The 13,748-nt window shown below is 74.0% G+C and carries 11 protein-coding genes; all 11 read right to left on the bottom strand.

What is annotated here, in order from left to right:
- Positions 1–127 precede the first annotated feature (127 nt).
- Genes F0L68_RS28540 through F0L68_RS28590 form a run of 11 tightly spaced genes read right to left on the bottom strand, consistent with a single transcriptional unit; the run spans position 128 to position 13,748 of the window.
- Complete coding sequence (locus F0L68_RS28540; protein WP_149852928.1) at positions 128–1,717, bottom strand: amino acid adenylation domain-containing protein; 1,590 nt, start codon at positions 1,715–1,717, stop codon at positions 128–130.
- A gap of 31 nt (positions 1,718–1,748) precedes the next feature.
- A complete protein-coding gene (locus F0L68_RS28545) occupies positions 1,749–4,133 on the bottom strand; it encodes a condensation domain-containing protein (RefSeq protein WP_149852929.1) in 2,385 nt (794 codons plus the stop codon).
- A complete protein-coding gene (locus F0L68_RS28550) occupies positions 4,126–5,691 on the bottom strand; it encodes an AMP-binding protein (RefSeq protein WP_149852930.1) in 1,566 nt (521 codons plus the stop codon). Before F0L68_RS28550 ends, F0L68_RS28545 begins: the two co-directional genes overlap by 8 nt.
- Complete coding sequence (locus F0L68_RS28555; protein WP_149852931.1) at positions 5,688–6,638, bottom strand: cysteine peptidase family C39 domain-containing protein; 951 nt, start codon at positions 6,636–6,638, stop codon at positions 5,688–5,690. The genes F0L68_RS28550 and F0L68_RS28555 overlap by 4 nt, the downstream gene beginning before the upstream one ends.
- On the bottom strand, positions 6,620–7,270 hold the full coding sequence (locus F0L68_RS28560) for a 4'-phosphopantetheinyl transferase family protein (protein ID WP_149852932.1): 651 nt from the start codon (positions 7,268–7,270) through the stop codon (positions 6,620–6,622). The genes F0L68_RS28555 and F0L68_RS28560 overlap by 19 nt, the downstream gene beginning before the upstream one ends.
- Positions 7,267–8,376, bottom strand: coding sequence for an acyl-CoA dehydrogenase family protein (locus F0L68_RS28565; protein ID WP_149852933.1), 1,110 nt, complete (start codon positions 8,374–8,376; stop codon positions 7,267–7,269). Before F0L68_RS28565 ends, F0L68_RS28560 begins: the two co-directional genes overlap by 4 nt.
- Before the next feature lie 18 nt (positions 8,377–8,394).
- Positions 8,395–9,546, bottom strand: a complete 1,152-nt coding sequence (locus F0L68_RS28570) for an acyl-CoA dehydrogenase family protein (protein ID WP_223199212.1) — start codon at positions 9,544–9,546, stop codon at positions 8,395–8,397.
- Positions 9,540–9,800: an acyl carrier protein gene (locus F0L68_RS28575; protein WP_223199213.1), complete on the bottom strand. Its 261-nt coding sequence runs from the start codon at positions 9,798–9,800 to the stop codon at positions 9,540–9,542. The genes F0L68_RS28570 and F0L68_RS28575 overlap by 7 nt, the downstream gene beginning before the upstream one ends.
- A gap of 6 nt (positions 9,801–9,806) precedes the next feature.
- Positions 9,807–11,048, bottom strand: coding sequence for a type III PLP-dependent enzyme domain-containing protein (locus F0L68_RS28580; RefSeq protein WP_149852934.1), 1,242 nt, complete (start codon positions 11,046–11,048; stop codon positions 9,807–9,809).
- The gene (locus F0L68_RS28585; protein ID WP_149852935.1) at positions 11,041–12,567 is read right to left on the bottom strand and encodes a class I adenylate-forming enzyme family protein; all 1,527 of its coding nucleotides are present in this window, start codon (positions 12,565–12,567) and stop codon (positions 11,041–11,043) included. Before F0L68_RS28585 ends, F0L68_RS28580 begins: the two co-directional genes overlap by 8 nt.
- The gene (locus tag F0L68_RS28590) at positions 12,564–13,748 is read right to left on the bottom strand and encodes an acyl carrier protein (protein WP_149852936.1); all 1,185 of its coding nucleotides are present in this window, start codon (positions 13,746–13,748) and stop codon (positions 12,564–12,566) included. Before F0L68_RS28590 ends, F0L68_RS28585 begins: the two co-directional genes overlap by 4 nt.

Below are 13,748 nucleotides of genomic sequence, written 5' to 3' on the forward strand. Positions count from 1 at the left end.
CGGATGTGACTCCACAGTCGCACAACGGCGCGCGCGGACCCAGAAAAACGCTTACAGGTGACCATTTCGGCCTAACCGGCGCGGCCTAACGGTTGCCGCCTAACGGGTGCGTCCTAATGGGTGCCGCCTAACGGGTGTCGAGATGTTCCCGAATGGCAGCGCCTCCTGGTGTCGGCGGCAGGTCGGACAGCTCCTCGGCGAGCCGACGGCGGTCGACTTTGCCGTTGGTGTTGACCGGCAACGCGTCCAGACGGCGGTAGGACCACGGCAGCATGTAGGCGGGCAGCCGCCGGGTCGCGATCGCGGCAAGCTCGTCGTCGAGGCCGGGGCTGCCGGTGTAGCAGGCGCGCAGCACGATCTCGCCGTTGTCTCCGGTCAGCGCGAGCACGACCGCGTCGTGCACCCCGTCGTGCTCGCGCAGCACGGCCTCGATCTCGCCGAGCTCGACCCGGTACCCGCTGATCTTGAGCTGGTGGTCCAACCGGCCGAGGTGCACCAGGACGCCGTCCTCGACGCGGACCCGGTCCCCGGTGCGGTACCAGTGATCGGCGGCCGGCACACCGGGCCCGGTCGCCGGCGCGCCGTCGGCGGCGAGGAAGCGGCCCGCGTTCGCCGCCTCGTCCAGGTAGCCGTGGAAGCGTTGGGCGCCCCGCACACACAGCTCGCCCGCCTCGCCCTGCCCGCCGTCCTCGGCGTGGACCAGGCCGTCCAGGTGCGGGTAGACCTGCCCGATCGGCACGGTGCCGTTGGACGTGCTCGGCCAGCTCGCCTCGTCGGTCGGCAGCCGGTAGCCGGTGCAGGTGATGGTCAGCTCGGTCGGCCCGTAGAGGTTCTCGACCGTGCTGCCGGGTGCCGCCGCCGCCCACGCCCGCGCCTGGTCGAAGGTGAGCTGCTCGCCGGCGAACAGGCTCCAGCGCAGGCCCGGCATGACACCGGGGCGCACCGCGCGCAGCCGCCGGGCGATCGAGACGATCGAGGGCACCGAGAACCAGTGCGTGATGCCCCGGCCGGTGACGAACCGGACGGGGGTGAGCAGCTCCTCGGCCTGCGGGACGACCAGGGTCGCGCCGGCGGACCAGGCGACGAACATGTCGAACACCGAGGGGTCGAAGGTGAGGTCGAACGTCTGGCTCAGCCGGCAGCCGGGGCCGACCTCGTAGCGGTCCACGCAGTAGTCGAGATAGGCGTCGAGGTTGCGGTGCCGGATCGGCACGCCCTTGGGCACGCCGGTGGAGCCGGAGGTGAACAGCACGTAGGCGACGTCGTCCGCCCGACCGGCGTAGGGCTCGCGGTGCGGCGGCGGCAGGTCGGCCGGTCGCGGCGGCGCCACCGGCACGATCGCGGTGGTGTCGACGATCTCCGCCGCCGCGTCGGGCTCGTCGACCACGATGGCCGCGACCGAGGTGGCCGCGCACATCAGGCGGTTGCGGGCGGCGGGATAGACGGGGTTGAGCGGCACGACGGTCGCGCCGAGGCGCAGCGCGGCCAGGTATCCCGCGTACGTCGAGAGGCCGCGCGCGGCGAGCAGCCCCACCGCGGGCGGCCGGCCGCCCACCCGTGCCACCAGCACCTCGGCGAGCCGCTCCACCAGGTCGAGCAGCTCGCGGTAGGTCAGCACGTCGTCGCCGACCTCCAGCGCGACGGCGTCGGGATGGCGGGTCGCCGACTCGCGGAACCGGGTGAACAGGGTCGCGCCCGGGTGGTCGGAACCGGTCATGGCGTCCTTCCAGGTGGTCGAGAGGGACGGGTCACGGCTGTGGGAGTCGCGCGGCGAGGCGTTCGACGGCGGCGGCGATCTCCGCGACGGCGGGCGCGCGCACCGCGCCGAAGTGGTCGGAGGCCACGCGCAGCACGCACGGCGTCGGGGTCAGCCGCTCGGCCCACTGGCCGAGCTGCGCGTCGGTGAGGTCCGCGCCGACGACCACCGAGGCGGTCGGCAGCCTGCGGTCGGTGACGTGACCGGCCCCGGCCAGCGAATGCCGGTGGTAGGCCCGCCAGCGCTCGACCAGCGCCTGCGCCGGCACCGGTTCGCCCGCCGCCGTCAGGCACGCGGCCAGCACGCGAACCGTCAGCTCGGGGTCGTGCGGCGAGACGATCGGCGACGCGGCGTCCGGCGGCAGGTCCAGCGACTGGCCGACCATCGCGGCGAAGGACGTCAGCTGCTCCCGCACCGCGTCCTCGTCGACCGGGTAGCCGACCGGTGGCGGCGAGTCGATCACCACCAGTCCCGGCGGCGGGCCGGGGCAGGCGGCCGCCATCTCTGCGGCGACCATGCCGCCGAACGACCACCCGCCGAGCACGTCCGGTCGTTGCCCCGCCGCGTCGAGGTCGGCCAGGTACGCGGCGGCCATGGCCGGCACCGAGTCCGCCCCGGTGCGGTCCTGGGACAGCGTGACCCGCCAGTGCGGCGGCAGGGCGGCGACAAGGTCCCGGTAGTCGTGCGCCGCGCCGCCCGCGCCGTGCACCAGGTGCAGGTGCGGGCCAGCGCCCTCGCGCAGCGTCACCAGGGTGCTCCGGACCGAGCCGCCGTGGCCGCCGCCGGCGAGCTGCTCGGCGATTCGCCTCGGCGTCGGCTCGGCCAGCCAGTCCACCAGCTCCAGCCGCGCGCCGGTCGCCGCCTCGATCGCGGCGGCGAGCTGGAGGACCTTGAGCGAGCCGCCGCCGTCGGCGAAGAAGTCGACGTCGGGGCCGGTCGGGGCGTGCCCGAGCACCTCGGCCCAGGCCCGCCCGATGTCGGCCGACACGGCGGACTGAGGCGGCGCGGCCTGTGCCGGTTCGGCTGCTGTCGGTTCGGCAGGCGCGGGCCGGTGCCGCGCGGCCGACCGCGTGCGCAGCCCGATGGCGCTGACCTGGCGGTCGCCCTCGCTGGAAAGGACCAGGTCCACGTCGTGCAGCAGGCGCAGCACGGTGGCCCGGTCGTAGCGGTCGACGTCGTACTCGACCTCGGTCAGCAGGCCGTCGCCGTCCCAGTAGCCGATGGTCAGGTCCGTCCTGGCGGCCCGGTTCGGGCTGCGGCGCAGCGCCAGCGGCACGTCACCGAGGCGCAGGTCCGCGCCGATCGGGCCGAGGTAGTTGAGCAGCACCGGCGGGATGTCGCCCAACGCGGCGCTGGTCTCCGCCGGCAGCTCGGCGTGCACCACGGGGTAGGGCACGCCCTGGTGGGTCAGCACCTGCCACTGCGTCTCGCGTGCCCTGCCGACGACGGCCGCGACGGTGTCGTCGTCGGCGATCCGCGCCCTGGTCACGCAGACGTTGGCCAGGTAGCCGACGAGCCGCAGGTCGCGGCCGGTCATCCGGTTGGCGGCCACGACACCCACCGCGACGTCCCGGCCGCCGCCACCGCGCGCCAGCACGATCTGCACGGCGGCGAGCACGACCGCGAACGGCGTGGTCTGCGCGGCCTTGGCGAGGTGGGCCAGCCCGTCGACGGCCTCCCGGCTGAACTCGTAGCGCACCGTCGAGCCAGGACCGCCGACCGTGTCGCGGCCGGGGCGGTCGGGTGCGACGGTCACCCCGGTCGCGCCGTCCAGCGTCGCGCGCCAGTAGTCGAGCGTCTTCTGCCAGCGACCCCGGTCGCGGGCCCGGCACAGGTCGCGGGCGAAGTCCAGGAACGAGCCGGGTTCCTTCTCGAAGCACGGCGGCGCGCCGCGCGACAGCGCCGCGTAGGCCGTGGACAGGTCGGCCATCAGCACCTGAATGCTCCAGCCGTCCACCGCGCAGTGGTGCACGGTGAGCACCAGCTCGTGCTCCGCGCCGACCCGGACGGCGGTCAGCCGCGCCAGCGGAGCGCGGTCGAGCGGCATCGGCTCGTCGTGCGTCTCCTCCGCGATCAGCGCGAGCAGCGTGGCGACCGGCGTCGATCCTGGGTCGTCGATCTCGACCGACCGCACCGGCACGGCCACCGAGGGCAGGACCGTCGTGGCGACCTCGCCGTCCAGCAGGTCGATCGACATCCGCAGCGCCTCGTGCCGGTCGACCACCGCCCGCCACGCCCCGCGCAGCACCGAAAGGTCCGGTGGCACGGCACACCCGAGCCGCCAGGTGATGTGGTAGAGCGACTTGCGCGCGGCGCGCTGGTGCACCCACCACAGGGCTTCCTGGGTGGGGGTCGCGGGGAAGCGTGGCTCAGTCACGGTGCACCGCGAACTCGTCGGTGAGTTTCTTGCGGTCGACCTTGCCGACGGCGGTCAGCGGGATCGAGTCGCGGTGGTGGAAGCCGCGCGGGTGCATGTACCTCGGCAGGCCGCCGACCAGCTCGGCCAGCTCAGCGTCGGTGACCTCGCCGCCGGTGTAGAGCGCGTGCAGGTCCACCTCGCCGTCGGCTGCGGTGACCGTGATGACCACGACCTCGATGACGGCGGGGTGCTTGCGCAGCGCGGACTCGATCTCGCCGAGCTCGACCCGGTGGCCGCGGATCTTCACCTGATGATCGACGCGGCCCAACAGGATCAGCTCGCCGTGCTCGATCCGGCACCGGTCGCCGGTGCGGTAGTAGTGCTCGGCGGTGAGCGGGCCGCTGCCGTCGTAGACCTCGGCGCGGCCCGACTCCACCCGCACGAACCGGCCGGCGTTCTCGCTCGGGTCGAGGTAGCCGGGGAACCGCTGCCCGCCCCGCAGGCACAGCTCGCCGTCGTCGTCGGAGGTCCGGTCGTCGTCCAGCAGCACCCAGTCCACCCCCGGGAACGGGTGGCCGAGCGGGATGTACCGGTTGGAGGTGTCCGGCCACGCCGCCCGGTCCGCCGGCACCACGTAGCCGGTGACGATGACCGTCGCCTCCGACGGGCCGTAGCAGTTCTGCACCTTCGAGTTCGGCGCGGCGGCCGACCACGCCTCCGCCTGCTCGAAGGTCAGGCCCTCGCCGCCGAACTGGCTGCTGCGCAGGGTCGGCATCGAGCCGGGCGCCAACGCCCGCAGCCGCTTGGCGAAGGAGACCAGCGACGGCACCGAGAGCCAGTGCGTCAACTGCCGTTCGTTGACGAACTTCACCGGCGTGAACACGTCCGCGTGCTGCGCGACGCACAGGGTCGCGCCCGACGCGAGCGCCCCGAAGATCTCGATGACCGAGCCGTCGAAGGACATCTCGAACGTCTGCGAGACGCGGCAGCCGGGACCGAAGCCGAAGCGGGGGATGACCTCGTCCAGGAACGCCGACATGCAGCCGTGCGTGACCGGCACGCCCTTGGGCTTCCCGGTGGTGCCGCTGGTGAAGATGATGTAGGCGAGGTCGTCCCTGCCGCGCTCCGCCTGCGGCGGGATCCCCTTGCCCTGACCGGGATCGCGCATCGGCCGCCACCGGTCGCCGGTCATGTCCAGTACCTCGCCCGAGGTCTTCTGCCGGTACTCCGCGACCTCGGCGCCGGAGGTGTCGTCCACGACGGTGAGGTCGAGGCCGGCCTCGTCGGTGATGGTCAGGTTGCGCACCGCGGGCGCGCCGGGGTTCATCGGCACGACCGCCGCGCCGAGCCGCAGCGCGGCCAGATACGCGACATAGCTGACCGCGCAACGCGAAGAGAGCAGACCGACCCTGCTCGGCGCCTCGCCGAGCGCCCCGACCATGCGCGCGGACATCCACTCGGCCGCGGTGACCAGCTGGCCGTAGGTCAGCTCGATCCCGTTGGCCTCCAACGCCATGGCGTCGGGATTGGCCTGTGCGGCCAACCGAATCCACTCGTAGAGGGAGCGCGTCGTCATCGTGCTGTCCTTCCGGCTGTCGGCAGGAGCGCGTCCTGTCCGCTTTCGATGGTGAGCAGGTTGCCGAACGTCAGGTCGACCAGCGACGCGCGCGGCCGGTCCCGGCGCGCGGAGTCGACCGCGAACCGCAGGGCGCTGGGAAGCTGCCGCCAGGCGTCCAGGGCCCCGTCCAACGCGGCCCGCGCGTCGTCGGCGCACGCGGGGTCCTCGCGCAGCCGCCGGTACCGGAACGTGTGGTGCCCGGCGACGGTCCACAGGTCGTCCAGGTACGGCGCCATCCCGATGGGATCGGCGCGGAAGCGGTCGGCGAGGAACGGCAGGGCCTCCGCGTCGGTCGTCAGCCACCGCCCCGGCAGCTCGTCGGCGCGCCCGTCGTCCCGATCCCGCCGCAGCCACTGCGGACCGGACAACGGTGTGCCGACAGGGAAACCGAACGCCAGCTCGCTGCGGCGCTGCTGCACGGCGGACCAGTGCCGGGGCAGCGTCATCGCGTCGAGCAGGCGCGCGGTGGACAGCGTGCCGGTGTGCGCACTCTGCTCGCCGGTCGGCAGCAGGCCGGCGAAGTGGTCGACCACGTGCCACTGGTCGCCGTCGCGGCCGTCGACCAGCAGCCAGTGCGGCGCGGTCGAGATGGTGCCGAAGGACGGCGACCACGGCAGCCGCGCGTTGTCCGTCACCACCAGAACCTGGCCGTGCGCGGCCAGTTCGGCCTCGACCTCGTCGCGCGCCGCCATGGCGTCCACGGCGCAGGCGTACCGCAGGCGGGTGCCGTCGGGCAGCCGGTCGAGCGGAATGTCGTGGTGGGAGAAGGAAAGCGCGCCGTCGGGCAGGTCGACGCGCACCGCGAGCCGGACCGAGTCGGCGAACCTGGCCGCCGCGCCGGGGTCGTCCTCGGCAAGGTAGGCAACGAGATTGGCGGTGTAGCAGCTCAGGCCGGTGAACTCCACGTGGCCACCTCCTCGGGATCGGGGCTGCCCCGGTAGGCGAAGCTCGCCGGCACGCCAATCGAGTCGGGCAGCCTGCGCCAGCGGTAGTCGCCCCAGACGCCGGCCCGCTGCCCGACCTCGACGGGCACCGTCCACGGCAGGCCGGCCACGCCGGTGCCGTCGGCCTTCACGCACGCCTCCTGCACGGTCCAGATCCAGGCGAACTCACGGTCCCGGTCGGCGGCCGGCAGCTCGGCCAGCGCGCGGCGGGCGCGCGGGGTGCAGCAGCGCCGCCGCAGGCCCTCGCTGGCCGGCTGCGGCGGCTGCACGTCCACGCCGACGTCCACGCCGAGGCCGACCGCGGCGGCCACCCAGTCGCCCTCGTGGGACAGGCTGATCGTCAGATCGGGCCGGTCCGGCAGGTGCGGCCTGCCGGCCTCGTCGGCGGCGATCGGCAGGACGGCGGCGGCCGGTCCGGCGACCTCGGCCAGCAGCCGCCGCAGCAGCGCCCGCGCGGCCAGATACTCGGCGGCCCGCCACGCCGGCAGCAGCCGCGCCGCCTCGGTGTCGGCGGCCGTTGCCGCGTCGCCGACGGGCGTGTCGGCGCGCGCAACCCTTGCGTGGGCGCGGTTTCCTGCGAAGGCGAGCGTCATCGCGGACCGCCGAGCAGGTCGTCCGCGTGGTCGGCGACACCGGCCAGCATCGCGCCGGTCGCGCCGCCGGCCACCCCGAACATCGCCGCCTCCGCGCGCAGGCGCGCCACCCCGCCGGCACCGAAGGCGTCCGCGCCGATCAGCTGCACGCACTCGCCGAGGACGCGGTCCAGGCTGTCGGCCACCGACGCCTTGAGCACCATGCTGTCCACCAGTCCGCCGGAGCCGCCGCACACGTCCGCGCACAGCGCGTCGATGCGGCGCGACTCGACCAGGCAGCGCGCGAACCGTTGCCGCACAGCGTCGTTGTCCCACGCGGTCGCCCCGTGCAGCGGCTTGTCGGCGAGCGCGCGCCGGGTGTCTGTGAGCACCCGCCGGCACATCGCGCCCGCCCACAGCCCGCCGGCCAGCCGCTCGGTCGCGATGTGCCTCGAGAACGTGGCCAGACCCCGGCCGGGCGCGCCGACCAGGTGGTCCCGGCCGAGCGTCACCGCGTCGAAGGACAGGTGGCCGACGCCGGAGCCCGCGAACATCGACCCGTCCGCTGGCTCGACCGTCAGGCCCGGCGCGTCGGCCGGCACCAGCACCCACAGGAAGCTGGTGAAGTGCCGCTGCGGCCGGTGCCGCGCCAACACCAGCAGGTGGTCGGCGGTGCCCGCGTTGGTGATCCACCGCTTCCCGCCGTCCAGCACGACCGTGTCCTCGCCGAGCACGGCGGTGGTGCCAAGGTCCATCAGGTCGGACCCGGACGCCGCCGAGTCGGTGGCCGCCAACGCCAGCATCGCCTCGCCGCGCAGCGCCGCCGCGCCGACGCCGGCCACGTGCTCGCTGGCCGGCCCGTGCAGCAGGATCGGCAGCGCGGTGGCCACCTGCACGCACACCGACAGCACCACGCCGAGCGGATAGCGGGCGTCCAGCTCGGTCAGCAGCGCCCGCAGCCGGTCGGCGCGCGGATCCTCGCCCGCCGTGTGCGCGGCCAGCACGCCGCCCCGGCCCAGCGCGCACCACAGCTCGCGGCCGGTGGCGTCCCCGACGGTGTCGAGGGCGTCCACCAGCGCGCGCCGGAAGTCCGTGACGGCCGGCGACGGATCCGAGATCGCCGTCATCGCGGCCCGCCGTTGGGATCAGGCAAGGCGAACCTCCTGGTCGAGCAACGCCAGCGCCCCGTTGGCCAGGAGCAGGCGGTCGTTGGCGTAGTTCAGCGACGCCGAGCGCAGGTCCCGGAACACGCGTTCGAGCCACAGCGCCGAGCCGCGCAGGTACCCGTGCCGGAGGCCGACCAGCTCGACCAGCTCGTCCACCGCGGCGAAGCACTGCACGGCCGCCTGCGTCTTGAGCGTGTTGATCAGCAGCTGTACCGGCGGCACGGACAGGTCCTGGGTCCGGTCCACCACGTCGAGGGTGTGCCGCAGCAGGGCGTGCACCAGATCGAGCCGGCCGCGGACCCCGGCGAGCCTGGTCAGCAACAGCTCCGATGAGGTGTTGAACTGCTTGCGTCCCTGCGGGCTCCTGATGTGCCCGACCACCCTGGACAGCGCGCCGGACGCCGCGCCGAGCCATGCCGCTGACCAGCTGAGGTGGGCAAGCGGGCCGAAGGTCGCGGTGACGATGTCCCGGAACCCGCCGGGCTCGCCGACGAGCTGGCTCGCCGGGATGTCGCCGGTCAGCCGCATCGGCACGCTGTGCGTGGCGCGCATGCCCAACGGCTGCCAGCCGCCGAGCACCTGCGTCTCGAGTTGGTTCCTGGCCGCGTAGATCAGCGAGACCTGGCTTGGCGAGGTGGCGTCCGGGGCGAGCGTGGTGACGAGGTAGCCGTCCGCGTGCACGCCGCCGGTGACCACCGGCGCGTCCCGGTCCACGTGCAGGGTGCCGCCCTCGGCGGTGACCTCCGACTCGGAGGTGAGCAGGTGCCCGCCCTTGCCGCGCTCCGTGGTCACCGACGCCAGGTACAGCTCGCCCCTGGCGAGCGCGGGCAGCAGCTCGGCCCGCAGTGCCGGGCCGGCGTGCCGGACGATGGTCGCGGCCTGCTGGCAGTGCATGCCGAACACCATGCCGACCGACATGTCCACGGTGGCGATCCGCATGGTCAGGTCGACCACGTCGGCGAACGTGCCGCCGAGGCCGCCGTGCTCCACCGGCACGACCAGCCCGAGCAGGCCGCTGGCGCGCAGCGCGTCGAGCGCGGCGGTGGGGAACTCGGCGTCGGCGTCGGCGTGCTCGGCGTGCTCGGCGGCGACGGCGAGCACCTTGTCCAGCTCCGGTGGCGTGCTCAGCACAGCTTGGCTCCTGCCTCCGCGCCGACCCCGGAGCTCTCGATCGCGGCCCAGAGGTTGCCCGCGGTCGCGAAGGTGGTGTCGGTGAGCAGCTCGTCGGGTAACGACACCTGGTAGGTGTCCTCGATGGCGAACAACAGCTCGACGGCCTGCATGGAGTCGAGGCCGAGATCACGCAGCGACGAGTCGAGCGTGATCTCGTTGGCGCCCGCGTACTTGAGGAACGGCCGGAGCATCGTGACGAAGCGGGTATCCACAGCGGATCACTCCCTGTCCAGATCGGGAACGTGTGCACGGCGAAGAGTCAGCGTGGAGATGTCCGAGATCTGTCCATTTCGGACGATGACCTCGGCGGGCAGTGGGTGGCCAAGGAACGCCACCAGGCTGGCGGCCAGGCCGTAGGCGCCGACGTTGGGCACGACGAGCAGGTCGCCCGGCCGCGCGTCGGTCGCGGTGACCCCGCGCGCCCAGGTGTCCAGCGGGGTGCACAGCGGGCCAGCGACGATCGTCCCGGACACCTCGCCCCTGTCGTCGTCGGTGGGGTGCAGGTGCGGGATCATCGGCGGCAGCCGGCGCAGCCCCGACATGCCGCCGAGGTGGTTGATGCCGGACTCCAGCACCAGCACCGGGCTGCCGTGGGACCGCTTCGCGTCGAGCACCCTGGTGAGCAGCCGGCCAGCGGTCGCGACCAGGTACCTGCCGGACTCGAAAGCCACCTCGGGCGTTTCGGCGCCCCAGCCCGGAAAGGCGGTGTCCAACAGGTCCGCCAGCCGCTCGGCCAGCGTCGGGAACGTCGGCAGGTCGCCCGCGCGGGCGAACGGCGCGCCGAACCCGCCGCCGAGGTCGAGCACGCGCGCCTCGGTGCCGCAGGCGTCGGCCAGCTTGCGCGCGGTCGCCGCGGCCTGGCCGAACTGGGCGACCAGCGCGTCCTCGTCGGTCAGGTTGCTGCCCATGTAGAGGTGGAAGCCGGCCAGCGTCGCCGCGTCCCGCGAGCCGAACCTGGTCGGCTCGGCCAGGATCCACTCCGCGTCCGCGCCGAACTGGGACGGCACCCCGGTCATGGTCAGCCCCTGGCCGGGCACCGGCGTGCTGTCGTTGACCCGCAACAGGAACCGCGCGCCGACGCCGACGGCTCCGGCGATCCGGTCGAGCTGGTCGATGCCGTGCGGCGAGTCCACCGAGAACCACGTGACGCCGTGCCGCATCGCGTCGGCCACGTCCACGTCCCGCTTGCCGGGTCCGGTGTAGAGGATCTCGTCGGGGGAGTGGCCCGCGTCCAGCGCGACGCGCAGCTCGCCGGGGGAGCAGACCTCGGCGCGGCACCCGGCCTGGCGCAGCGCGCCAACGATCGCCGGATGCGGGTTGGCCTTGAGCGAGTAGTACAGCGTGCTCGGCGTTGGCAACGCCTGCCGCAGCAGGGCGTACGCGTGGTCGACCTGGTCGAGGTCGTACACGTAGGCGGGTGTCGGCAGGTCCTCGAGCCCGGCGGGCAGGCGGCTAGACATGAGTGCCGTCCTCGACCAGCCGCAGCAGTCCCGCGCGGTCGACCTTTCCGTTGGGTGTCAACGGAATCTCCGGCACCACCAGGCACTGCCTCGGCACCTTGAAGTCCTCAAGCTCGGCGCGCAGCCCGGCGAGCACGTCCTCCGGCGCGAGGTCGGTGACGACCAACAGCGTCGCGCTGTCCCGGTCCGCGGTCGGCGCCAGCACAGCCGCCGCCTGCACCCCGGGCACCCGGTAGGCCGCGGCCTGCACCTCGGTGACGCTGACCCGGAACCCGCGCTCCTTGTAGAGATCGTCGCGACGACCGGAGAAGTACAGGTAGCCGTCCTCGTCCATCCTGCCGTAGTCACCGGTGCGCAGCTCGGGGAACAGCCCGTGCGCCAGGTGGAACCGTTGCGCGGTCAGCTCCGGCCGCCGCCAGTACCCGGCCATCACGTTCGGCCCGCGCACCACGATCTCGCCGATCTCGCCGACCGGCAGTCGCCCGCCGTCCTCGTCCACGACGAAGACCTCGGTGCCGGGCAACGCCTTTCCGCACGCGCCGGGCCTGCGCAGGTCCTCGTCCGGCGGCATGATCGTGGCGCGCTTGCACTCGGTCAGCCCGAACATCAGCTGGACCCGCAGGCCGGGCACGTGCCGCCGCAGCTCGCGCAGCGAGACCTCCGGCATGGCCGCGCCCGTGTTGGTCACCAGCCGCAGCGGCGGCGGCTGCGCGCCGGGCCGGGACAGCAGGCGCGCCAACGTCTTCACCATGGCCGGCACCGCCGGCAGCACGGTCACCCGGTGCGTGGTGAGCTGCCGCAACAGCTGCGGGCCCGCGTCGGCCGCCGAGGCGAGCCGCAGCCGCGCGGCGGCGGAGGTCGCCAGGAACAGTTGGTAGAGCCCGTAGTCGAAGGACTGCGGCAGCGCGCAGAACACGACGTCGTCCGGCCGGTACGCCAGCTGGGACTCGATCGCGGCGATCGCGAAGACGGCCTGCGCGTGCGTGGACACCACCGCCTTGGGCCGTCCCGTGCTGCCCGAGGTGTAGATCAGGCACACCGGGTCGACGGCGAGCACCGGCGTCTCCCGCGGCACGATCGAGTCTTGTTTGGCGGAGTCCTGCCTGGCGGAGTCCTGCGCGGCGGCGTGCAGCTCAGCGAGCGTGACCGCGCGGATGCCCCGTGCGGCGGCCAACGCGTGCCCGACCGGGTCGTCGGTGACCAGCACGGCGGGCTCGCAGTCGTCGAGCACGTGCGCGAGCGCGGGCTCCGGGGTCTGCTCGTGCACCACGCTGAACACCGCGCCCGCCCTGGCGCAGCCGTAGAGCAGCGCGGGCACCAGCACGTCCGGCGGCGTGCACACGACCACCCGGTCGCCCCGGCGCGCGCCGAGCTCCGCAAGGAAGCCGGCGAGCCGCCTGCTGGCCAGGTCGAGCTGCCCGAAGGTCAGCGTGGCGGTGCCGCAGTCGACCGAGGGCGCGTCGGGGCGTGCCGAGGCCGCGCGGTCGAGCAGGTGGTGCAGCAGCGTCGGACCGGTCATGGCGTGTCCTCCCGTTCGACCGCGAGGCGGAACATCCCGGACAGCGCCTCGACGTCGCGAAGGCCGGTCGCGGTCAGCTGGTCGGGGTCGAGAACCACACCGAGCTGGGCCTCGACGTGCTCGATGACGTCGATCAGCCGGAAGGAGTTGAAGTTCGGCAGGTCGCGCAGCACGCCGGCGGAGGCCGCCGTCGCCGGGTCGAGCTTGAGCACCGCCGCGAGCGCGTCGACCACCGAGGCCCGGACCGCGAGCGCGGCGAGCGCCGAGGCGAGCGCGACGTCCCCGTCCAGCAGGTCCCGCAGCCGGTCGGCGAGGCCGGTCGGCACGCCGCCGCCGCGCTGTGCCCGCCGCATCGCTACGTAGACCTGCGTGGACATCGCCTGCCAGGCGTCCGCGTGCGCCGAGGCCAGCTGCCAGCCGTCTGCGGGCGCGGCGGGCGCCTCGGCGAGCCAGCTCGCGTGCAGCTGGCGCGACCGGCTGAGCAGCCACACGTCCAGCACCAGGCGGTCCAGCGCAGCCGGGTCGCCGAGGTGTTCGCGCACGGCCGTCACGTACCGGTCGGCCGGGGCCCGGTTCGCCAGCGCCCTGGCGTTGCCGACCAGCACCCCGACGGGGTCGACGGCGGGCAGCGGCCCCTCGGACAACAGGATCGCGGTCGCCGTCGGCACCGCGGCGTCGAACTCGGTGGGGGACAGCCGCCACACGCCGGGGCGGGCCGACCCCCACGGCGTGTCGTTGTGGTAGGCGTCCACGACGGTGCACGAGTCGCATGCGTCGGCCAGCAGCAGGCTGTGCTCCATGTGGCTGCGCCCGAAGTACGGCAGCCAGCTCATGTCGTGCGCGTCGCCGACCACGTACAGCGGCCCGTGCTCGGCGACCAGCGCGCGCAGGGTCGGGCCGTCGACCCCGTCCCAGCGCTTCGCGACGGCCAGCCCGAGCAGCTCCTCGGCCTCGGTCAGCCGCTGCTGGAGCGGCACCTCGACGCTCGGCGGCCCGCCGGGCTCGCCGGTCGAGGCGAACCGCAGCCACGCGCCCAACGCGAGGTGGCTGCCCGGCCCGTGCCGCCGGTCGGCCACGGCCGCGAGGTTGGCCTGCAAGCAGTCCAGCTCGGCGGCGCGCACGTCGTCGAGCACCGGGGACCACGTCCGGTCCAGCGTCTCGGTCGGAACGGCGACGGCCAT

Origin of the sequence: Solihabitans fulvus (genome assembly GCF_008386585.1) — a bacterium.
GTDB lineage: Bacteria > Actinomycetota > Actinomycetes > Mycobacteriales > Pseudonocardiaceae > Solihabitans > Solihabitans fulvus.